The following is a 21378-nucleotide window of genomic DNA, read 5'->3' on the forward strand; positions in this document are numbered from 1 at the left end:
AAGGGGCATAAACCCTTCGAAGGGACGGTTAGTCAGTTTCGCGGCTGTAGGACTCTAACAGTGCAGACGGCACAGCCAGCCGGTCGTTTTTCGTCCTGATGACAGCATACGAAAGGACGAGAATCGTCGCCAGATACGGATAGGTTGCCATTATCTGCCCATTCATGAGGAAATCAATGGTCGCGTTGATGAGACCAGCAAGTGGTGTTTCCGAGCCCACAGAAAACGACAGCGCCTGTGAGCGCAACTGGAGCGCGTCGAGCATCCCGAACAGATAGGCCCCAACGAGCATCCGGCTGGGCGTCCACTGCGCGAAGATGACGAGCGCAACGGCAATCCACCCCCGACCGGCAGTCATCCCGGGCACCCACAGTTGCGAGAACGCAAGCGAGAGGTGAGCGCCGGCCGCACCCGCGAAGCCGCCGCCGATGATCACCGCCAGGTAGCGGAGTTTGAACACCGCAACACCCATCGTGTCGGCCATTTCGGGGTCTTCACCAACCGAGATGAGTTCGAGCCCGATATTCGAGTAATTGAGGAAATACCACGTAATCGGGACGAGTGCCAGCGCGATGTAGTCGGTCGGCGTGTTTCTGAACAGCGCCACACCGATGACCGGAATGTCGACGAGATACTGGCCAACCAGCGGAATCGACACCTCGGAGAAGCCATCGATGCTGTTCTCGACCCACCGAGACCCGTAGAAGGTCGTCAGCCCAGTCCCAAGCAGGGTGAGCATGACGCCGCTGATCACCTGGTTTGCCTTCAGGCTAATGCAGAGGAAGGCGTGAATCGACGCGAGCGCCATCCCGGCGACGATTCCGGCGAGCAGGCCGAGCCAGGTGCTCCCGGTGACAACCGTCACGATGAACCCGCCCAGTGCACCAGAGAGCATCATCCCCTCGACGCCCAGGTTGAGCACACCAGCGCGCTCGCTGATGAGTTCGCCAAGTCCGGCGAGGATGAACACGGTTGCAGCCGAAACAGTCGCGTTGAGAAGCCCTGCAAGAAAACCCGTCATCAGGCGTCACCTCCGGCCGTCTCGCTCGGACTCGGCGCTGGGTCGCGCTCGACGTTGAGGTCGATTCGGTACCGCTTGAAAAACTCACCAGTAATCAAAAAGAGGATAATTAGCGCCTGAATGACCTCGACCAGCGCAGCCGGGATACCGAGGAAAATCTCCATGTTCGTCCCGCCAGTGAACAGCAGCGCGAAAAACAGGCTCGCGAGTAACACTTTGATAGCGCTGTTGCGGCCGAGCAACGCGATTGGAATTGCTGTAAACCCGTATCCCGGCTCGAAGCCAGCACGAAGTCGGCCCTGTACGCCCGATATTTCGCTAATGCCGCCGATGCCAGCAAACGCACCGCCGAGGATAAACACGAGCAGATACACCTTGTACCGACTCATGCCGGCCTGCACAGCAGCCTCGTCGTTCGAGCCGACGAAGGAAATCTCGAATCCAAGTCGCGTCCGGGTCATCAGGAGATACGTGAAGACGACGATAAGCAGCGCGATGACGAGACCGAGGTGGACGCGCATGTACAGTTCCGGGATAGTGGCAGCCGCCGAAAACCGGTCGGTCTGTGGGAAGTTCCCCGAAGAGCCTCGCATCGGCCCGCGAACCATGTAACTGAGAATCTGCAGCGCAACGAACGATAGCAGCAGCGAGGTAATGATCTCGTTCACATCGTACTTCGCGCGGAGCCAGGCGGGAATTGCAGCCAGCGCACCGCCAGCAATCCCCGCGGCGAGAAGCATGAGCGGGACGAGCGCGACGCCCGGCAGGGAGACGTTCAGCCCGACCCACGACCCCGCGAGCGCACCGATGACAAGTTGCCCTTCAGCGCCAATGTTGAACAGTCCGGCTTTCAGCGGCAGGTAGACAGCGAGACCAGCGAGGACCAGCGGGACAGTTGTGATCAGTGTATCCGCCATCCCCAACTCTGTTGTTGGCGTCTCAATGAGCATCAACCGGTACGCCGCGATTGGATTCACGTCGATGACGAGCAGGACAACTGCGCTGACAGCCAGTGCCGCAAGCACCGTGAGCACTGGTGTTGCGTAGTTGAGCCAGCGCGGAACTCGCTCCCGTGCAGTCAGGTCAATTTCGACGTTCATCGGCCCTCACCATCTGACGCGACAGGTTGTGGCGACGCCGGCGAGGCTTCGGCTCCGCCGCCAGTCATCTCCAGTCCGATTCGGTCGCGGTCGGCCTCCTCGGCAGTCGTCTCGTAGACGAACTCGCCTTCGTAGATGACGAGAATCCGGTCGCTCAGGTCAGTGATTTCATCGAGGTCCTCTGAGAGCAGAACAATTCCCGTCCCGTCTTTGCGCTGTTCGAGCAGTGTCTCTCTGATGAACTCGATGGCACCGACATCGACACCTCTCGTTGGCTGGTTCGCAACGAGTAGGTCTGGGTCTCTGGCGAGTTCCCGCGCGAGGATCAGCTTCTGGAGATTCCCCCCAGAGAGGTCACCTGCCTTCGTTTCGGTGACATCGCTGACCCCGCGAATGTCGAACTCGTCGACCAAGTCTTCTGCGTAGGCTGCCAGTTCGCCGTAATCCAGTCCCGTTCGGCCGCCAAAGCGCTCGTCGGTAAACTCTTTCATCGCCGCATTGTGCATCACCGAGAGGTCTTCTGCACAGCCGTATCGAAGACGGTCCTCGGGAACGAACGAAACGTCGTTGTTGACGAAGTGTTTGGGTTTTGCACCAGTGAGGTCAGTCCCGCCAACGGTGATGCTCCCGGCAGTGAGCCCGCGGAGTCCCGCAGCCAGCTCGGCGAGTTCTGTCTGTCCGTTCCCGCTCACGCCAGCGATTCCGACCACCTCTCCTGCCCGGACCGTGAGGTCGATTCCTGACAACGATTCAATCCCGCGGTCGTTGTCAGCGTGAACGTTCTGGAGTTGTAACACCGGCTCACCCAGTTCGATTCCGTCTTTCTCGACCTGAAACAGGACTTCACGGCCGACCATCATCTCGGCCAGGTCAGCCTGCGTTACCTCAGAGACAGTCGCTGTGCCGACGTTTTTCCCCTCACGAAGAATTGTCACCCGGTCGACGACAGCCTGCACCTCGTTGAGTTTGTGTGTGATAAAGATGATTGCCATGCCTTCCTCGGTAAGTCGCTCCAGAGAGTCGAACAGTCGTTCGGCCTCTGTCGGCGTAAGGACAGCAGTCGGTTCGTCGAGAATGAGCAGGTCGACGTCACGATAGAGTGCTTTGAGAATCTCGACACGCTGTTGTTGGCCAACGTCGAGTTCCCAGATGTTCGCAGTGGCGTCGATATCAAAGCCGTACTGGTCGGCCAGGTCATCGATTCGCTGTGTCGGGACGTCGATTCCGAGCGAGAATCGTCGTGCGAGCGCCTGGACGAACCCGTTCGAGCGGACCGCTTCGGGGAGTCGGCCCTCGCCGTCACTCCGGAACATCGTCGCTGGTTCGCGCTCGCCGAGCACCACGTTCTGGGCGACGCTCAGTCGCGGAATCAACTGGAAGTGCTGGTGGACCATTCCAATCCCAGCGTCGATGGCGTCCTGCGGAGAGTCGAGTTGGAGTCGCTTGCCGTCAAGATAGATATCCCCGTCATCCTGTGAATATAACCCGTACAGAATCTTCATCAGCGTGCTCTTGCCCGCCCCGTTCTCACCGAGCAACCCGTGAATTTCACCGCGTTCGACCCGCAAATCGACGTGGTCGTTTGCAACCACACCCGGGAATTCTTTCAGAATGTTCTGCATCTCTAAAAAGGCAGACTCAGGCATGATGGGTTCTCACAGGGTACAATCGAGAATGCCGGGACATAAATTTTTCTACTGCTGAGGATGGGCATTTGTGTGGCTCTCTGCGGGAAATGTTCGCTACAGTGTGATTCGGCCGCTGGCGAGCTCGTGCGCGCGCTGGGCCAAGCATGGTTGTCACGGTTCGATTTGGCGAGTACTGAACAGCTGTGAGGAATTATGCCCAAGACCAACCGTGTAGACACAAAATAGTTGTAAAAGAACAAATATCGAACAATATCTTTAGATTCTTCCAGAGAAATCGCAATACTGCCATTCATGCGCAGATTTATAACCTATAGACAAAACTAGCTAATGGAGCGCTATCGGTTCGGGTAGAAACGGACCATAACAGAGGACACAAACCATGACAAGGCAAGTTTCACGACGTGAGGCAATCGCAGGAATCGGCTCGGCGGCCGCACTGGGCCTCGCTGGCTGTAGCGAGAGCGTCAGTTCGAGTGACGCGGAGGTCAGCGCAGCGTGGGTCTACAACTCAGAAATCGGCGACCTCGGCTGGTCGTGGGCGCACAACGAGGGCCGCAAGGCTGTCGCTGACGAGAACGACTGGCTGGATACGCAGTATACAGAGGCTGTCGCCCCAGAAGAGTCCGAACAGGTGTTCCGGCAGTACGCCAACAGCGGCGTCGACATCATCTTCGGCTGTACGTTCGGCTATCAGGACCCGATGGCAACCGTCGCTGAGGAGTATCCGGACGTGTACTTCGAGCACAACACGGGATACACGACCAAGGAGAACATGGGTCGGTACATGGGTCGGATCTACGAGGCACGGTATCTCGCCGGCCAGGCCGCCGGGATGCTCACCGAGACAGACACGCTGGGCTACGTGGCCGCGTTCCCGATTGCAGAGGTTGTCCGGGGAATCAACGCCTACACCCTCGGTGCGGCGTCAGTCAACGACAGCGTCACGACGAAGGTGCGCTGGACGAACAGCTGGTTCGACCCGCCAAGTGAGAGTGAGGCCGCCGGTGCGCTGCTCGACGAAAATGTCGACGTGATGGCACAGCACCAGGACTCCCCGGCAGCGCTCACCGAGGCGGCCAACGCGGACATCTGGGCGACAGGCTACGACGCGCCGATGCAGGAACAGGCCGGCGACAACTACCTCACGTCGCCAATCTGGCACTGGGAGGAGTTCTACGGCCCGACAATCGAAGCAGTCAGAGACGGCGAGTGGGAAGCTGACGCCTACTGGGAAGGTATGGACTCGGGCATCTGTGACATCGACGACTGGGGACCAGAGGTGCCCCAGGATGTCAAAGATGAGGTCAATGCCTCCCGCGAAGAGATTATCAACGACAATCTCGACGTGTGGGCTGGCTCGAAGTTCGAGGGTGAAAGCGACGAGTTCCTCTTCCAAGAGATGGGCAGTTACGTGGAGAACGTCGAGGGCGAAGTGCCGTAACTCGGAGACGACACTCCACGCTTTTTACCGAGAGCGAGCGTACGGAGCGGCCGTACAAGTCTCAACTGCCACGGTAGGTGGTGTAGCCACCCGGAGAGAGCAACAGTGGGACGTGGTAGTGCTCGTCCGGGTCGGCAATCACGAACCGAACCGGGACAGTGTCGAGAAACGACGACTCTGAGTCGACCGACTCGTAGTAACTGCCCACGTCGAAGGTGAGCTGGTAGGTGCCGGCAGCCATCTCCTCGGCAGTGAGCAGTGGCTCCTCGAGTCGGCCGTCGTGGTTGGTCGTCCCTTGCGCAATTGTTTCAGTGGTGCCGTCGTCCTCGAGTCGCTGGAGGGTTACCTCGACGCCGGGGGCTGGCCCCTCCCGCCCCGTGTCGAGGACGTGTGTCGTCAGGTCCCCGCTCATTCGTCGTCCTCCAGGTCGGTGTGGTCCATCGAAAACTGCTGGAATCCAGTCGGCCGCGGTGGCTCCATCAGCACCATCCCCTCGCCGTCGAGGTCGGCACGCTCCTGAATCCAGGTTCGGTTGTTCGCCTCGAAACTGACAGATTCGAGCCCTGGATACCGCTCCAGAATCCGCAGTCCAATCTGGTAAATCAGGTCCTGAATCGAGTTCGAGTCGACTTCATCGAAGACGACGTGGGCAATGTCACGAACCTGCTCGGCCGGGACGTAGGCCCCGGGGTCGTCACCGAGCGCGTGCGCTGGGTCGTCGTACGTCCAGAAGATGTCGAGCGTGATGTGCAGCGCGCGGTCCTCGCGCTCCGGCAGCGTCGTGTATTCGTCCTGAACGTAGTTCTCGAAGGAACTGCCTTCGACTTTGACCAGTTCGATGTCGGTCACGCCGCTGATCTGTTCCTCGATGGTCGGGCCGTTCTCGCCGCGCGTGAGATAGAGTTCGCCGAAGGCAGACTCGTCGTTGGACTGTCGGAAGACCAGGTCACTGGCCTCGAAGCCGTCCTCGGCTGGAACCTGTCGCTCCTCGAACGGAATTTCGTCGGCGGACATCTGGATTGCTTCCATCTGGTCGTAGGTCTCCAGAAATTTGGTACCGACAAACTCCAGGAACGCTTCAAGCGTCGACCCGTCGAACTCGCCAGCCTGGTGCAGGACGAAGTTTTTCATCGAGTCCGTCGCGACGACCATGCTGTTGTCACCCTCGCTGAACGAGGGCAGGAACTCCTCACCTTCGACCTGAACGCGGACGTCGAGGCCGAACAGCGTGTTATCGCGACCGGTGAAGGTCGATTCGGGAATCGGCTCGATGCCCTCTAGGGGCGTGGCGTAGGTCCGGTAGACGGCCACTTTCTCTTTGCCGTAGTTCATCGTTCGCTCCTCGGAATCGCTGTCGCTACGCGCTGAACGCTTCTGGTTAATCGTCATCGTCTAGCAATACTGTTCAGAGCAGCATACAAAAATCCTCGTATCCGCTCAATAAAAGACACGAACACAGCCCAAAGACAGCACAATCACGGTATTCGAGGCTGACGGATTCGGGACCGAGCGACTCAGGAGTCGAACCGGTCTTCGAGACGGAAGCGGGCAATCGTATGCACTTCCGAGAGCGCAATCTGGAACTCCTCGGATTCTGCGTGCTCGACGCGGCGCTCCATCGCGTCCTTGATCGCGTCGGGCGATTCGTCCTTGACAGCCATGATGAACGGAAAGCCGAACTGCTCGCGATAGCGGTCGTTCAGTCGCTCGAAGGCCTCGTACAGCTCCGGTGAGAGGCTATCGAGACCGGCCGACGCCTGCTCGGATTTGGAGGCGTCGGTGACGCCAGTCTGGTCGCCGAGGTCGGGGTGGGCGCGCAACAGTTCGAGTTTCCGCTCCTCAGAGGCCGTGTCGACTGCCGCTCGCATCGCGTCTCGAAGCGCCTCGATGGAGTCGAATGGTCGTTCGCTCACAACCTGCTCGGCAACCCACGGCGAATGCTCGTAAATCCCGCCCAGTTCGTCCACGAAGGTCTGTTCGTCTACGCTATTGAGTTCCGCAAGCGTATCCACGGTCATCGGTTGGATTCCTCGGCGGCATAACTTAAAATGTCGCGTCAGTCAGGCGTCCCAGTTCGGAATCTCCCGCTCGATAAACCGGCCGTGCCCGGGTTCTGCCACGATGTCGCCGTCTTCGGCGACCACCGTTCCACGGACGAGCGTCTTCGTTACTGCACCAGTCACGGTTCGGCCCTCGTACAGCGAGTAATCTGCCTTCGAGGCGTTGTCCTCGGCCGTAATCGTCTGGGTCTTCTCGGGGTCGAACAGCACGATGTCGGCGTCGGTGCCGGGGTCGAGCGTCCCCTTGTTCGGAAGGCCGAAGGTGGCCGCCGGATTTGCGCACATGATCCGGACGAGAAACGGGTACGAGAAGCCGCGTTCGTTCACTGCCTCGTCGTGAAACACCGGCAAACTCACCTGAATACTGTTGGCTCCGTACGGCCCCTCCCACCACGGCCGGTCTTCCTTGCTCGCGCGTAGTTGGGCGACGTGGTCAGTCGAGACGACGCTCAACACACCGCGTTCGAGATACTCGAACATCGCTTCGACGTCGTCTGGCGACCGAATCGGTGGCGCAATCTTGGCGAGAGTGCCACGGTCAGCGTGAATTGAGTCATCGAGGGCGGTGTAATGGGTACACGTCTCCGCACGGATCTGTGAGCCATCCTCCTGGAACTGGTCGAACACCTCGCCAGCGGCCCGACAGGAGGTGTGAAAGCCGTAGTACTTCCCACCCGTTTCGCGAGCTATCCGGGCCGCGTCGTCGGCCGCCATCGCCTCGGTATAGGGCGGTCTGGACTGGGGATACGATTCGGGGTCGTCCGCGCCCGCGTCCTGCAGTTCGGCACTTAACGACTGACAGACAGCGTCGTCTTCTGTGTGGACAACGCCGACCGCACCGTGGTCCGCGAGCGTGTCGAACACGCGCCGCAGGTAGCCGTTCGAGACGCCAAACTCGTAGGCCGTGTACATCTTGAACGACGTGATGCCTGCCTCGATGAGGTCGGGAATCTCCGCGAAGAGGTCCTCGCCTTCGCGGAGGATTCCGCCGTGCAGGCCGAAGTCGACCAGTGCTTCCTCGGCGTTTGCGCGCTTTTCGTCGACCCCCTTGGCAAGCGGTGCGGGGTCGTCCCACGGACTCTCTGGTCCGTCGTAGGCTTGCCAGCCAAAGTCGATAACCGTCGTGACGCCGCCAAGGGCGGCCGCGCTCGTTGCTGTCTGGTAGCTATCAATCGAAACGTGGTCGTCGGCGTGGACGTGCGGGTCGACGACGCCCGGCAGCACCAGTTGTCCTGTTGCGTCGATTCGGTTCTCTGCGTCGGGAAGGGAGTGCTCGCTGCCCACGCCGACGATACTGCCATCATCGATAGCGACGGCAGCCTCGACCGTCGCAGTGGCGGTGACGAGCGTCCCGCCAGCAATGACTGTCTCGACTGACATGGCCCCTGCTACACTGCCGTCCCGATTATAGCTGCCGGTCAGTACTCCTCGCGAACCGATTCCAGGTCCGCCGGCGTGTCGATATCGCGGTGGATTCCCGAATCAGCGACAGCGACACGGGCGACATCGGGATGGGTTTCGACGAGTTCCCGGCCACCCTTGTCACCCGTCACAGCGGCGAGGTCATCGAAGTGTTCCGCACCGAACAGCACTGGGTTCCCACGCCGCCCGTCGACGGTCGGGACCACGATTGTCCCGCGATTCTCCTGAAAGGCTGTGACCAGCGCGTCGATGGTCGAGGAGTCGACGAGTGGCATATCACCGAGGACGAAGACGGCGCCGTCCCACCCGGCCTCGCGTGCGGCCCTGACACCTGCTCGGACGGAGGTATGCTGACCCTCGCTGAAGCGGTCGTTGCGCCGGGTGTCGAAGCCATCGGGAAGGGCCGCCCGGACGGCATCAGCCTCGTGGCCGAGAACCGCAACCCTCCCCGCAAGATCAGCGTCGAGCACCGTCTGTGCGGCGTGGCTGAGGAGTGGCCGTCCCGCGAGCTCCGCCAGCAGTTTGTTCGAGCCACCGAAGCGCTCGCTCCGTCCGGCGGCCAGCAGCACAGCCCCAACCGTCATCGTTCACTCACCGGCCGAGTCGGCCGCAAGCGGTGCAGAGAGTTGGGGAACACAGCCCAACAGATGGCCAGCGGGCCGGTAAATCTGCTGGTGGGTGGAACTACCCGCAACTGTTTAGCAACTGGCGGGGGAATCCGCGGGCATGCAACCGACCGAAGCCACAGACAGCCCGTCACCGCCGGTCCGACGCGACTGGGTGGTGCAGTAATGACGGAGACGCTACTCACGAACGGCACAGTAGTCACACAGAACGAGGGCCGAGAGGTGATATCCGACGGGGCGGTGCTGGTCAGAGAGGACACCATCGCTGCCGTTGGGCCAGCAAATAGTATCGAGGCTGACCCTGACCGGGTTGTCGACGCCGAGGGCGGGATGATTATCCCCGGACTCATCGACGCTCACGTTCACGTCTCCGACATTCTCCTGCGCGGGGCCTTCGACCCAGACCGTGGCCTCTACGACTGGCTATACAACATCAAACGACCGAGTTCTGTCGCGATGACGCCCGACGAACACGCCGTCGCGGCACGGCTGTACTGCACGGAGGCTATCCGGGCAGGCGTGACGACGTTCGTCGAAGCCGACACCGAAGTGCTCTGGGAGGACTGGGCAGAAATCGAAGCGAAACTCGATGTCTACGACCGCGCCGGCGTCAGGAACGTCTACGGCGCTGGCTTCGCCGACGTCTCGCCAGACGAAGCGTTCGCGAAGCTACTCAGCGATATTCAGGCCCGCGACCCGAGCGTCGACCACGCCCACGTCGACCGTCTCACCATCGACACCGAGACGGCGCTGAGTGAGACGGAACGGCTCATCGAGGCCCGCCACGGCAGCGCCGACGGCCGCCAGTCAATCTGGCCCTCGCCAATCGTCCTCGAAACGACCTCGGCCGAGGGCTTTCAGGGAGCCTATCGACTCGCCGAGGAGTACGACGTGATGACCACCGCACACATGTCCGAGGCCGAAGCACAGGAGCAGGAGGTTGCGCTGTCGAGTATCGAGTACCTGCGCAACGTCGGGTATCTCGGCGAGCGGACGCTGCTTGGCCATTGCGTCCAGATTGACGCCGGCGACGTGCGACGACTCGCGGCGACAGACACGAAAGTTGCACACAACTTCTTCGCGAATATGCGGCTGGCAACCGGGTTCGCGCCGGTCGTCAGGATGCTCGAAAACGGCGTCACGGTCGGGTTGGGGACAGACAACGCCAACCTGAACGACACGGTCAACCCGCTCAGTGACGTGCGGGCAGCGTCAGCGGCACACAAAGGCTTCCATCGCGACCCGGGCGTCCTCGACACACAGAGGGCGCTCGACATGCTCACCATCGACGGCGCCCGGGCCATCGGCCGCGAAGCGGAACTTGGCTCGCTCGAAGTCGGGAAACAGGCCGACATCGCTGTACTCGATACGAACAAACCACACCTCACTCCGGCCCCGGACCCGGTGCACGCCCTGGTCACCGGCGCACAGGGGACGGAAATCGAGACGGTGCTCTGTGCGGGAGACGTACTGCTGGATGACCGGTCAGTGCAAACGCTTGGCGACACAGGCGAGTTGCTCACTGAAGCAGCAGAGACGGCCACAGGCCTGGTCGAGCGCGTCGGAATCCAGCGGTAAAACGCCGATTGAAAACGGAATTGGAACCCTGCTCGTTACTCCTCGTCCAGAGCAGCCTTGATTTTCTCGGCAGTGACCGGCATCTCCGTGATGCGAACGCCAACAGCGCGGCGAATAGCATTGCTGAGTGCCGGCGACACGCCGTTGACCGGGATTTCGGCGACGGACTTCGCGCCGAATGGACCGGTCGGCTCGTGAGTCTCGACAATGCGCGACGTAATCGGTGGCTGGTCGCCGGTCGTCGGCATATCGTAGTCACGGAAGCTGAGTACTTCGGGCTGGCCGTCCTCGTCGAAGGTGATGCCGTCACCGGTTGCGAGTTCGTAGCCCATGTGCACGGCACCCTCAATCTGGCCTTCCACGAGGTCGGGATTGAGCGCAACGCCACAGTCGACAGCGTAGACCATGTTGTGGACCTCGAACTCGCCGGTCTTCTCGTTGACCGTCACGTCGACAAACTGCGCGCCAAAGGGCGGCGGTGATTCCTCCGTGCAGTGACTCGCCTCGCCCATCACGTGTGCCCGAACCTCGTCGCCGTACATGGACTCGTAGCCGATCTCTTCGAGGGAAACTGACTCGTCGGTCTGCTCGGAGACGACACCCTCCTCAGCAATCTTGAACGCTGATTCGGGTTCGTCGAGCATCCGCGACGCGAACTCGAACAACATCCCGCGGGCGTCCTCGGCAGCCTTCTTGACTGCCTGTCCGGTGACGTACGTCGTCGAGGACGCATACGCGCCGTGGTCGAACGGCGAGATATCCGTGTCCGAGGGCTGAACGAGCACGTCCTCCGGCGAGACGCCGAGCACTTCGGCCGCAATCTGTGCCATCACGGTATCGGCACCGGGACCGATGTCCACAGCGCCGGTCTGGAGGATAAAGGAGCCATCCTCGTTCATTTTGATGTGGGCTGCCCCGAGTTCCTCGCCTGGGACGCCGCTGCTCTGGATAGTCAGCGCCATACCACAGGCCCGGTGGAGGTGGTCGGCGTCGGGCTGTTCGATGTCGTCCCAGCCGATTGCCGCGCGCCCTTCTGCGACACACTCTCTCAACCCACAGGAGCGGATCCGTCGGCCGTATTCTTTCTCTTTGAGAATCCCCGAGGCCACGTCGAGGTCACCCTCGGAGATGGCGTTTCGCGAGCGGAGTTCGATGGGGTCGATGTCGAGTTCGTGGGCAACTTCGTCCATGTGTCCCTCGATGGCGAGGTGGCCCTGTGGCGCGCCGTACCCACGAATCGCGCCCGCAATCGGGAGGTTCGTATGGACGGCGTCGAACTGGAAGCGAATGTTTGGCGTGTGGGTGTACAGCGGCAGGGGCTTTTTGCCGACAGCACTGGCGACGGTCATCCCGTGCGGGCCGTACGCACCGGAGTTGGTGACCGCCGCCATATCGATTGCTTCGATATCGCCATCGTCGCTGACGACGCTTTTGACCGAGACGCGGGCTGGCCGTCGGTTTCGGACGGCGTGGAACTGCTCGCGGCGCGTCGTTTCGACCATCACTGGCCGGTCTGCGGCTTCCGACAGTGCAAGCGCGATTGGCTCGATCTGCATCCCCTGTTTCGAGCCGAAGCCGGCACCAATCCGTGGCTTCGACACCCGAATGTCTCGAATCGGAATATCGAACAGATGGGCGAGCTGTCGGCGCGTGTGGTAGGGCACCTGCGTACTGGCGATGAGGTGGTGACGGTTGTCCTCGTCGCGGTGCGCGATGACCGTGTGTGGTTCGGGGACACAGTGAGACTGGTACGGCGTCTCCCACTCCGTCTCAGTTACGGTCAGGTCGTCTCGTTGCTCGGCCCGCTCGAAGGCCGCGTCTACGTCGCCGATTTCTCCCTCGCTGTGGGCCTCGATATTGCGCTCGTAGTCCGCTCCCGACTGGACGTTCTCGACGTCGTCGGCGTCGTGAATCTGTGGGGCGTCGGGGTGCATCGCCGCCTCGGTGTCGAAGACAGCGTCGTACTCCTCGTAGCTGACGTCGATTTTTCTGGCGGCCTTGCTCGCTGTCTCTGCGTCTTCGGCGGCAACAGCCGCGATGGGGTCGCCGACAAAGCGGACCTTCTTGCGGAGAACTTTCATGTCCCACGGTGACGGTTCGGGATAGGACTGTCCGGCAGAGGTGTAGGACTTGTCGGGGACCTCGGGCGAGTCGGGCGTGAGGACGGCATAGACGCCGTCCATCGACTCTGCTGCGCTGGTATCGAGGTCCGTCACGCGGCCGTGTGCGATGTCTGATCGGACGATTTTCGAGCCAGCCAGGTCCGGGAACTCCGGCGCGTAGTCGGCTGCGTATTTCGCCTCGCCGGTGACGATTTTCCGAGCGTCGTCTTTCTCCTCACGTTTGGACACCGTCCGACGCTCGTCGGGGTCTTTCTGATTGTTGGCTGCTTCCTCCCACTCGAGTGGATTTTCTTCCTCGGCCGGTGAGACATCTGCAGCCTCTTCCTCCGGTTCAGGTTCGTCAGTTTTGCTCATAGATCTGCACCCCCGTCGTAACAGTCACAGCCCGTACAGCCCTGTTCGTCGGGCAGTCGGCCACCGTCCGCTGCCACGTCCGTGCCATCTGCCATCCGACTCGACGCGTCCTGTACGGCGTCGATGATTTTCTCGTATCCGGTACACCGACAGAGGTTCTCTGAGAGCGCCTCGCGGATTTCGGCCTCGTCGGGGTCGGGGTTCTCGTCGAGGAGGACCTTCGAGCGCATGATCATCCCCGGGATACAGAACCCACACTGGAGGGCCGCGTTGTCGACAAAGGCCGACTGCAGCGGGTCGAGGCTGTCCTGTGTGCCCAGGTTCTCGATTGTCTCCACTTTCGCTCCGTCGAGTTGTGCGGCCGGACGGATGCAGGACTTGACCGGGTCCCCGTCAACGACTACGGTACAGAAGCCGCAGTCTCCGGTATCGCAGCCGCGCTTTGCGCCCGTGTAGCTATTGTTACGGAGGACATCCAGCAGCGTGTCGGAGCGTGCGGCCTCGAACGTTACGTCTTCGCCGTTGAGTGTCAGATGAATCTCTATACCGGCTTGGCTCATTCTTTTTCCTATTGCGCACCATCTCGATTAAATCCTTTGGATATATGAAATCCTGACATGAATGGTCGGAAGGGTCGGCAGTTTTCCCGCTCAGTCCGAGAGATTCGGCCGAGGATGGATGGGTCCCGACCCCTCGCTGAGACGACCGCCAGTCGCGTCGTTCGTCACTGCGAGCAGTTCCGAGACGATGCTCATGGCAATCCCCGTCGGACTGCCGTCTCCGAGGTCCAGTCCGACCGGTGTCGAGACCCGGTCCAGTTCAGCCTCGGTGAACGTCCGGCCCGCCTCGGCAGCGTTCGCCCGGAGGTCCTCGAACCGTTTGCGCGGCCCCATCAACCCGATATACGGGACTGTCGTCTCCGTGAGGAGGCTGTCGAGGGCCAGTCTATCGTCGACGAGGTTGTGCGAGGCAAGCACCGCATAGGTGTGTTCGGGTACGTCGACCAGTTCGGCAACGTCGTCCGGGTGCGTTGCACGAACGCGGTGTGCGTGTGGGTACTGGTCGGCGTCGGCCCGCCCACCCCGAGGCGAGGCCACCGTCACCTCGAAGCCAGCCTGTGCACCCAGCCGAGCGATGGGGTTGATATCGCCCTGTGCGCCGAACAGCAACAGCGCTGGGAAGGGTTCGACTCCATCGAGAAAGACGCACAGGTCACCCGCCTCCCGCTCGATGGTGATGACAGCGCCAGCCCCAGACTCAGCGACGCTGGCCGCGGGTTCCCGGAGGCTGGCGAGGGCGTCGTTCGGCACTCCAGCCCGGTCGGTCCCGGTCGCACTCTCGCCGTCGCGAAGGACGGTTCGCGAGCCACGCGGGACCGTCTCGTCGTCGCTGTCAAGCACTGTGAGCACCGTGGCAGACTCCCCGGCGTCCAGTGCCGCGAGTACCGGGTCGACGGAGTCGTCGAGCGGTTCGACCAGCACGTCGATGACGCCGTTACAGCCGAGGCCGAGTCCCCACTCTTCAGCCGTCATATCGAAGGTTTCGACCGAGATTGTTCCCGAATCGCGAGCCTCGGTCGCCAGGTCCGACACCGGGCCGTCGAGACAGCCAGCCGTGATGGCACCGCGGGTTTGCTCGGCCGTCGCCACGAGTTTCGCGCCGGGACGGCGGTAAGCGGAGCCCTCGACATCGACGACTGTTGCCACTGCCGCTGTTGTACCCGCCTCGCGCTGCTCGCGGAGGAACTTGAACACGTCCCTGTCGGTCGCGTCGCGCGGGGTCGCACGCTCCATACTACGCATCCACAGGCCGACGTACTTAGACTTTCGTCGGCGTCAGTCGAGTTCGCGGATGGTCACGCTCTGCATCCCGTCGCGCAGCGTGGTTTCCTCGATTTCTTTGAGTTGCTCGGCGCTGGCGTCCACGCTGGCGAAATGGTTGCCCGCCAGTTCGCCGGCCGGACTCTTGAAACAGGTCGGCCCGCAGGGCAACAAAATTTCCTGTTCGTTGCGATAGCCCGGATACAGCAAGAGGTCACCGCGGGAGGGGTAGACCGTGTGATTCTCTCGGGGAATCTCCGGCAACTCGATTTCGTCGATGTTTATCCACGTCGCGATACCGCTCCAGCGGACGTGCATCAGCTCAGAGTGCAGCGGGAGAAACTCCCGGACAGCGGCGACAGATTCGGGTGCTCGGTCGTCGTGCAGTTCAGCCGTCAGGGTCGTACCGTCGATATCGAGTTCGATCATGTGTCGTGGTGTGTCTCAGTTGCGAGGGCGAGCAGCGCGTCGGCGAGGACAGTCGTCGCAGCGGTACAGTCCTCCCAGCGGGCCAGTTCCTTCGGCGAGTGAGAGTGGCCGTTTTCAGAGGCAACGAACAGCAGTCCGGCGTCGGTCACAGTGGCAACCTGCATCGTGTCGTGGCCAGCCCCGGAGTGGACCCGCCGCGTCGGAATCCCGCGCTTTGCGGCGGCGTCGGCGGCGGTCTGCTGGCAGCGTTCGGACATCGCCGTCGGTGGGACATCGTAGTCACAGGTGAGCGATGTCGAGACGCCACGGTGGCGCTCGAGTGCGTCGAGCAGTCGGCGGACAGCGTCGAGTTGGCGCTGGATTTCTCTCTGGTCGGTCGCCCGAATATCGAGTTGCAGCGAGGCTGACCCAGGGACGACGTTGACGACGTTAGGGTCCACGTCGAGGCTGCCGACAGTCCCAACGGCCGTCCCAGTGCCTGTCTCGGCGGTTGCCGTCGCTCGGCGCTCGACTTCTAAGACGAGTTCGCTGGCGGCCGCGAGCGCGTCCGTTCGGTCGTCCATCGCAGTCGTTCCGGAGTGGTCAGCCTCGCCTGCAATAGTGACGTGACAGCGAGTGGTGCCGGTGATGTCAGTCACGATGCCAAGTGGCACGCCAGCGTCGGCGAGACGGGTCGTCTGCTCGATGTGGAGTTCGAGCCACGCGTCCCAGTCGCCCGCGTCGAGTCGACCCGTGCCGCGGTACCCGATTGCGTCGAGGGCAGATTCAAGTGTCGTTTCGCCGTCGGACAGTGCCAGCGCTTCCTCGACGCTTCGTTTGCCCGTCGCAACCGAGGAGCCGAGCACGCCGTCTGCGAATCGGGTTCCCTCTTCGCCGGTGAAACAGACGACTTCGAGGGGGCGGGTTGGGGCCGCCTCGCTCCGCTGAATCGCACGGACAGCCTCCAGCGCCGAATAGACCCCGAGAACGCCGTCGAAGATGCCACCGCGCGGCACCGAGTCAAGATGACTACCGACAGCGACCGGGGCAGCCTCGGGGTTGGCCGACGGCGGCGTCCAGCGACCAGCGATGTTCCCAACAGCGTCGACTCTGACATCGAGTCCCGCCTCGCGGAGTCGTTCACAGAAGTACTCTCGTGCTGCCCCGTTGGCTTCGCTGGCTGGCAGCGCGGTGCGGCCCCGCCCCTCGGCCGCGTCGACGGCACCGAAGGTCGCCGTCTGCTCGATGGCCGCCCGCAACGACTTGCCGTCGATGGACAGTTGCGACACTACTAGGACCCCCGTGTGAGGCAGTCAGTCGACTCCGAAGCGGTGCAGTCTGGCGTCCCCGGGCGGCGGGTCACCCGGTCGCACCCGCCAGAGGACCCCACGGCTACAGCGAGGAACATCGTGAACACTCTCTCGTTTCCCCCACGAGTGTAAAAATATTTTGTATATTTGTACGGCTGCGTCTGGTTTTGTTCAGGAGTTGGTGCTGTTTGTACAGGACGCGTTCGGACATGCCGAACAGGATATCCAGTGAAGAGTTGATAGGACAGCAATAGTGAGTTAGAAAAATTATGAAGTCAATAATTCCCCAGACAATCATACGAACGACCAAAAGCAACGGTTCGAACGCGGGAGAAGCGACAGAGTGCGTTCGGTATGCTCGAACAGACCTGTCATTGTGTCGAATGAACGCAGTTCCCCGCAGGCCCGCCGAAGGTTAATGAGCGTGTGGGTCGTCGACTGGCCCATGACCGGCGACGACGGACCGCGGACGCTACAGACCGTTACCACGGCCGCGCGTGTGCTCGACGCAGTCCGTGCCCACGACGAAATTGGTGCCTCTGCGCTGGCCGAGTCCCTCGACATCTCCAAAAGCACGGCACACATCCACCTCACGACCCTCGAACAGAACGGCTTTCTCGTCCAGACTGACTCGGGCTATCGACTCGCGTTCACGTTCACGGTGCTTGGAGAGTACGTCCGCAACCGGAGTCCGCTCTACCGATACGGCAAGCCGGAGGTCGACGACCTCGCCGAGGAGACCAACCAGTACACCCACATCGTGACCGAGGAGAACGGAACTGGAATCAATCTCTACCAGGTCAAAGGCGACACCAGTATCGAAGGAGAGTACCAGACCGAGAAGATTCAACGACGCGACCACCTCCACTACACCGCCGCCGGCAAGGCAATTCTCGCCGCGCTTCCGCGCGAGCGTGTCGAGGAAATCGTCGACAACCATGGTCTCCCAGCCCAGACAGAGAAGACGATCACCGACCGTGAGACGCTCTTCGACGAACTCGACCGAGTTCGAGAGCGTGGCTTCGCCTACAACGACGAAGAAGAAATCGACGGCTTTCGGGCAATCGGCGCACCGATTCGAGACGCCGACGACCGAGTCAGGGGGTCGCTGAGCATCTCTGGCCCGACCAGTGTTATGAAGGGGGAACGCTACCGCGAGACCCTCCCAGAACGAGTGACTCGCTCTGCCAACGTCATCGAAGTGAACATCAACATGAACAGCCAATCCTGACGCTATGCCGTTCACAATGCTCGGACGCGTTAGCACTCCTCACTGTGTGGCTCTGAAGACAGACCGAAGACAAAATAACAACACTATACATGTTATTGTAGCTGTCGAGTTGGCAACTACGGCAGGGCTCTGCAAGCGGACCCACAGCCAGACGAGTCGAAAAGCTGTTGGAATAGCTACTTACTTATTCATCCATACTGACGTGCGTGTATGCAGGGTGTTGATGCGACAGAGTCACAGGTGACGGTCCACGCCGTCAACATCGGCGGAATACGCGAGACGGAAGTGGACATTCCGCCGGGCGTAACTGTGCTCTCTGGCCGGAACGCGACGAACAGGACCTCGTTTCTGCAGACGATTATGGCGGCAATGGGAAGCGACGCTGCGACGCTCAAGGGTGACGCCGAGGAGGGTGCTGTCGAACTCAGCATCGACGGTGAACAGTATCGACGGACGCTCCACCGCACAGAGGGTGGTGTGCGCTTCGAGGGCGAACCGTATCTCGACGACCCGACGCTCGGGAATCTCTTTGCGTTTTTGCTCGAATCGAACGACGCCCGCCAGGCCGTCATCAGAAAGCAGGAGCTCCGAGACCTGATCATGGAGCCGGTCGACACCGACGAGATACAGGCCGAGATTGACCGGCTCGAAGCCACCCGAGCCGAGGTTGACGACGAACTGGACGCTGTGGCGGAGTTGAAAGAAGAACTGCCGGGGCTCGAACAGCGCAAACAGGAGCTAGCGGGCGAAATCGAGCAACGCCGCGAAGAGCTGGCCGCGATAGAGGCTGACCTCGAATCGATGGAGAGTGATGTTGAACAGACCCGCGCGGAGAAACAGGAGCTCGACGCAAAACTCGAAGAGCTGCGTGACCTGCGTGCCGACCTCGAAAGCGTCCGGTCTGATATCGACATCCAGCAGGAGAGTATCGAATCACTTCGAGAAGAGCTTGCGGAGAGTCGTGCGGAACGGGAGGAACTCGACACGCTCGACGGTGACCCACAGGCGGTCGAGTCACAGCTCAGACAGCTCCGGACTCGAAAGCGAACGCTCGAATCTGAGGCAAGCGAGCTACAGGATATCCTCCAGTTCAACGAGGAGATGCTCGACGGAGAGGAGACAGCGGTCAGTGAAGTACTGCGTGACACCGAAGCCGACAACCCAACCGACCAACTCCTCGACGACGCCGAGACTGTCTGCTGGACCTGCGGGAGCGAGGTGCCCACAGAGCGAGTCGAGCAGACCATCGAGACGCTACGGGAACTGCGCCAACAGCAAACGAGTGAGATTCGCAGTATCGAGACAGAACTTGCAGAGTTACGTGAGCAAAAGGAACGTTACGAGCGCCAACAGCGCCGCGAAGAGTCACTCGCAGCGGAGATTGCCGACGCTGAAGCCGAACTCCAGCAGCGCACCTCGCGGCTCCAGCAGTTGCGCGAGCGCCGCGAGCAGTTGAGCGAGGAGGTTGCCGAACTCGAACAGACGGTCACAGAACTCGAATCTGAGGAGTTCTCCGAGGTACTACAGCGCCACCGAGAGGCGAACCAACAGGAGTTCGAGCTAGAGCGACTGGAATCCGAACTCGCAGAGGTCACCGACCGGATCAAAGCCATCGAGAGTGAACTGGCGCGAGAGACGGAACTACGGGAGCGCCGTGAAACGATTGTCGAGGAGTTACAGGAGCAGCGCACACGGATCGACCGGACCGAACGGGAGGCCGTCGAGGAGTTCAACGAACGGATGGCAGAGATTCTCGAAATGTTGCAGTACGATAATCTGGCGCGAATCTGGATCGAGCGCAAACAGCAGTCGGGCCACAGCGACCGGGACACGACCTTCGAGCTTCACGTGGTCCGAACGACCGAGTCAGGAGCGAGCTACGAGGACACCATCGACCACCTCAGCGAGAGTGAACGAGAGGTCACTGGGTTGACCTTCGCGCTCGCGGGCTATCTCGTCCACGATGTTCACGAAACGGTGCCGTTCATGTTGCTCGACTCGTTGGAAGCAATCGACTCGGACCGACTCGCCGACCTCGTCTCGTATTTTGCCGAGTACAGCGAGTATCTAGTGGTTGCCCTGCTCCCGGAGGACGCACAGGCGCTGTCGGACGAGTACACGCGCGTCACCGAGATTTAGTCAGTCCGTACAGTCACAGCCACCCCGCCTGATGAGTTCGACAGCGCTGTACTGTGAGCCACAGTCTTCACAGAGCACACTCACGTCGACAAACAGTCGGAACTCGCCGAGTGTGATCCGGCCGGTGTCGCGGAGTTGAGTGAGGCTTCGGTCAGCGACCGACCGGACTCGCTCGGTGAGTCGCTGGAGCGTCTGGACCACACGGTCCGGGCGGGCCTGTTCGCGCTCGTGGTCGTATTCGGCGTTGCGGTACTCCGTGAGATACGAGCGAATCGCCTGATAACTCACAAAGTCTCCCTCGAGTTGGTCGACATCGACGCCCGCCTGTTCCAGTCGCCGCCGCGCTTCCGTCCGGTTGCCGCCACTGACATCGTCGTCAGTCAGGAGTCGATAGAGATTGGCACTCTCGCCGTCGACTGTGGAAAGCCCTGCGTCGGCCGCCGCAGCTTCGAGCAAGCGTTCGTTGAAGTGGTCCGCCAGCGTCCGGAGGCTGTCTCGCTGCTCACCATCAGCTGTCCAGCGGGTCTCGAGTTGGTCACCGAACTGCTGGCCGAGTCCGTACTCCTCGATGAGTCGTGCAACCTTGCTCTCGATACGCCGCGACCGACCGTCGTCATCTTCCGGCGCCATCACTACGGTACGTTTTGACGAAGGAAAATAAATCCGGATGGTCCCAGCCTCGACACGGACCAGTTACGCTGACCAGACACCAGATGTAAGCAATTTGTCCGCATACGGTATCAGTTGTTGCTAAGATAGGCGACACTTCACAACTTAGTTAAGAAATATTGAACGACTGTACAGCGTGAGAAATCGGATGGGTCTGTCGTGAGATGATAACTGACGACAGAATCACCCCGCATAATCTGAGTATGTGCATGCGAAACAGCGCCTTATTGCCTGTTTTGTCATATTTTGTCACTAATCCAACGAAGACCTCAGTGTCAAAAGAGTCGCTCTGAGTGCTGCGCTCAGGCTGTCTCGTCGGCGCGTATCTATTCAACTTACCGACTGTCAGTTAGTGTATAGCGCCAGTAGTATACCTATTTTTCTTATATTTCTGTGCCGCACTGGCGCAGATCGGGATACTCACACA

General features: G+C 61.0%; 18 protein-coding genes. 4 read left to right on the top strand and 14 right to left on the bottom strand.

Annotated features, from left to right (window positions below; translation table 11 throughout):
- Positions 1-28: 28 nt before the first annotated feature.
- From ACMGFM_RS07620 to ACMGFM_RS07630, 3 genes are read right to left on the bottom strand one after another with little or no spacing between them, the layout of a single operon-like run.
- Entirely contained in the window at positions 29-1021 is a 993-nt protein-coding gene (locus ACMGFM_RS07620; RefSeq protein ID WP_436901864.1) for an ABC transporter permease, read from the bottom strand.
- Complete coding sequence (locus tag ACMGFM_RS07625; RefSeq protein ID WP_436901865.1) at positions 1021-2121, bottom strand: ABC transporter permease; 1101 nt, start codon at positions 2119-2121, stop codon at positions 1021-1023. Before ACMGFM_RS07625 ends, ACMGFM_RS07620 begins: the two co-directional genes overlap by 1 nt.
- Positions 2118-3767: an ABC transporter ATP-binding protein gene (locus ACMGFM_RS07630; RefSeq protein WP_436901866.1), complete on the bottom strand. Its 1650-nt coding sequence runs from the start codon at positions 3765-3767 to the stop codon at positions 2118-2120. The genes ACMGFM_RS07625 and ACMGFM_RS07630 overlap by 4 nt, the downstream gene beginning before the upstream one ends.
- 382 nt (positions 3768-4149) lie before the next feature.
- On the opposite strand from ACMGFM_RS07630, the gene ACMGFM_RS07635 reads away from it, so the two are divergent.
- On the top strand, positions 4150-5211 hold the full coding sequence (locus ACMGFM_RS07635) for a BMP family ABC transporter substrate-binding protein (protein ID WP_436901867.1): 1062 nt from the start codon (positions 4150-4152) through the stop codon (positions 5209-5211).
- A 61-nt stretch (positions 5212-5272) separates the two neighbouring features.
- Here the strand turns inward: ACMGFM_RS07635 and uraH are convergent, their stop codons facing one another.
- The 5 genes from uraH to ACMGFM_RS07660 form a co-directional block, all read right to left on the bottom strand.
- Positions 5273-5623, bottom strand: coding sequence for a hydroxyisourate hydrolase (uraH, locus tag ACMGFM_RS07640; RefSeq protein ID WP_436901868.1), 351 nt, complete (start codon positions 5621-5623; stop codon positions 5273-5275).
- A complete protein-coding gene (pucL, locus tag ACMGFM_RS07645; protein ID WP_436901869.1) occupies positions 5620-6600 on the bottom strand; it encodes a factor-independent urate hydroxylase in 981 nt (326 codons plus the stop codon). The genes uraH and pucL overlap by 4 nt, the downstream gene beginning before the upstream one ends.
- 125 nt (positions 6601-6725) lie before the next feature.
- Positions 6726-7229, bottom strand: a complete 504-nt coding sequence (gene uraD, locus ACMGFM_RS07650) for a 2-oxo-4-hydroxy-4-carboxy-5-ureidoimidazoline decarboxylase (protein ID WP_436901870.1) — start codon at positions 7227-7229, stop codon at positions 6726-6728.
- A 42-nt stretch (positions 7230-7271) separates the two neighbouring features.
- A complete protein-coding gene (locus ACMGFM_RS07655; RefSeq protein WP_436901871.1) occupies positions 7272-8651 on the bottom strand; it encodes a dihydroorotase in 1380 nt (459 codons plus the stop codon).
- Positions 8652-8689: 38 nt separating this feature from the next.
- Positions 8690-9277 carry a nucleotidyltransferase family protein gene (locus ACMGFM_RS07660; RefSeq protein ID WP_436901872.1) on the bottom strand — a complete coding sequence of 196 codons (588 nt, stop codon included), beginning with the start codon at positions 9275-9277 and terminating at the stop codon, positions 8690-8692.
- 207 nt (positions 9278-9484) lie between these two features.
- Between ACMGFM_RS07660 and ACMGFM_RS07665 the strand changes: the two genes are divergently transcribed.
- Positions 9485-10897 carry an amidohydrolase family protein gene (locus ACMGFM_RS07665; RefSeq protein ID WP_436901873.1) on the top strand — a complete coding sequence of 471 codons (1413 nt, stop codon included), beginning with the start codon at positions 9485-9487 and terminating at the stop codon, positions 10895-10897.
- 35 nt (positions 10898-10932) lie between these two features.
- Here ACMGFM_RS07665 and ACMGFM_RS07670 read toward each other — a convergent pair whose 3' ends face one another.
- The 5 genes from ACMGFM_RS07670 to ACMGFM_RS07690 all read right to left on the bottom strand — a co-directional run bounded on the left by ACMGFM_RS07670 (position 10933) and on the right by ACMGFM_RS07690 (position 16882).
- Positions 10933-13374, bottom strand: a complete 2442-nt coding sequence (locus ACMGFM_RS07670) for a xanthine dehydrogenase family protein molybdopterin-binding subunit (RefSeq protein ID WP_436901874.1) — start codon at positions 13372-13374, stop codon at positions 10933-10935.
- On the bottom strand, positions 13371-13919 hold the full coding sequence (locus ACMGFM_RS07675; protein ID WP_436902212.1) for a (2Fe-2S)-binding protein: 549 nt from the start codon (positions 13917-13919) through the stop codon (positions 13371-13373). The genes ACMGFM_RS07670 and ACMGFM_RS07675 overlap by 4 nt, the downstream gene beginning before the upstream one ends.
- Positions 13920-14024: 105 nt before the next feature.
- On the bottom strand, positions 14025-15167 hold the full coding sequence (locus ACMGFM_RS07680; protein WP_436901875.1) for an XdhC family protein: 1143 nt from the start codon (positions 15165-15167) through the stop codon (positions 14025-14027).
- A gap of 42 nt (positions 15168-15209) precedes the next feature.
- Positions 15210-15623, bottom strand: coding sequence for a DUF3830 family protein (locus ACMGFM_RS07685; RefSeq protein WP_436901876.1), 414 nt, complete (start codon positions 15621-15623; stop codon positions 15210-15212).
- On the bottom strand, positions 15620-16882 hold the full coding sequence (locus ACMGFM_RS07690; RefSeq protein ID WP_436902213.1) for a Zn-dependent hydrolase: 1263 nt from the start codon (positions 16880-16882) through the stop codon (positions 15620-15622). The genes ACMGFM_RS07685 and ACMGFM_RS07690 overlap by 4 nt, the downstream gene beginning before the upstream one ends.
- A 448-nt stretch (positions 16883-17330) precedes the next feature.
- On the opposite strand from ACMGFM_RS07690, the gene ACMGFM_RS07695 reads away from it, so the two are divergent.
- Both ACMGFM_RS07695 and ACMGFM_RS07700 read left to right on the top strand, forming a co-directional pair.
- The gene (locus tag ACMGFM_RS07695) at positions 17331-18143 is read left to right on the top strand and encodes an IclR family transcriptional regulator (protein WP_436901877.1); all 813 of its coding nucleotides are present in this window, start codon (positions 17331-17333) and stop codon (positions 18141-18143) included.
- A gap of 210 nt (positions 18144-18353) precedes the next feature.
- Positions 18354-20282 carry an archaea-specific SMC-related protein gene (locus ACMGFM_RS07700; RefSeq protein ID WP_436901878.1) on the top strand — a complete coding sequence of 643 codons (1929 nt, stop codon included), beginning with the start codon at positions 18354-18356 and terminating at the stop codon, positions 20280-20282.
- Here ACMGFM_RS07700 and rdfA read toward each other — a convergent pair whose 3' ends face one another.
- Complete coding sequence (rdfA, locus tag ACMGFM_RS07705; protein ID WP_436901879.1) at positions 20283-20912, bottom strand: rod-determining factor RdfA; 630 nt, start codon at positions 20910-20912, stop codon at positions 20283-20285. It abuts the gene before it with no gap.
- Positions 20913-21378: the final 466 nt, after the last annotated feature.

It is taken from the genome of Halovenus halobia (assembly GCF_051414135.1).
GTDB classification, from domain to species: Archaea; Halobacteriota; Halobacteria; order Halobacteriales; family Haloarculaceae; genus Halovenus; species Halovenus halobia.